Below are 1,107 nucleotides of genomic sequence, written 5' to 3' on the forward strand. Positions count from 1 at the left end.
GTTCATCGCTATCTCCTTCGTTTTAGCTTGAGGGGTTACCCACATGACGTAACGAACACGATGAGAGTAGGAAGCCGAATCTATGCTGTAAAAAATATTTTTTTGTTCAATTCAGGAACATCGTGGCGCACCAAAAAGTCCCAATATGAAACATAAATAACCCAGCACGCCCTGTTATTTGATACCCGTCAAACTGTGACAAAAGTTGTGTAGCAACTCACACTTTGTTGAATGAAAGAATAAAGACATTCAAATTCAATAAATTAAATATAATCATTGGTTCTATCTCATCGCCATTCGTGGTTGGCGATATGCATCACAAATTCGACATAATATTTCCAAAATGGAACATAAATGCGCTACCTATTTCCCAAAGGGGTACGATAAAGGAGCAACCGGTGAAACAGACTGCATTGAAAACCCTGTGGCACGATTTCATCACGCCGGACCCAATAAGGTATCCCGATGCCGCCAGCATGGAACACCTCGCGCTAAAGCCCTATGTCACCGAATCGTGGCTGCGTTGCCGTCGACAACAGCGTCACGATCATTGGTCAACGCCACTCTACGCCAAAGGCATTACGTTCAAGTCTCTGTGTCGCAACCGTGCCGATATGATCAATATCTCTTCGCCCATACTGGAGGATATCTTTGCCTATCTCACCACCACGGAATGCGCCCTGCTACTGACCGATGAAACCGGGTGTACGCTGAGTTTTCACGCCTCCCCGGCCATGAGCCAACGGCTAATGACGTTAGGCATTGGCGAGGGAATTTACTGGCGCGAAAGCATGATGGGGAATAATGCCGTCACAACGGCGCTGCTGTTACACGAGCCGGTCAGCCTGCAAGGCTATGAGCATTTCAATCAGCACTTGCATCAATTTGCCTGCTTTGCCACGCCGGTTTTCGACAGTTACAGCGCGGTGATGGGTGCGGTCGGGCTGATTCTGCTAAACGACAGCGACACGGTTTCCGCCCTGGCGCTAGTGCATTCCACTGCGCAGCAAATCAGCGCAAAATTGCACACGGATATGATTTTGGCTGAATCCAACCAACATTTAAGTGAAGTACACGCCCTGCTGGATGGCGTGGAAGAAGGCGTTC

Annotated in this window: 1 protein-coding gene; it reads left to right on the forward strand. The window is 48.3% G+C overall.

Annotated features, from left to right (window positions below; all coding sequences use genetic code 11):
• Positions 1-398 precede the first annotated feature (398 nt).
• Positions 399-1,107 (forward strand): GAF domain-containing protein (locus J5224_RS29340; protein WP_264628593.1); only part of this gene is annotated, 709 nt, incomplete at its 3' end.

This window comes from Candidatus Symbiopectobacterium sp. NZEC135 (genome assembly GCF_025962695.1).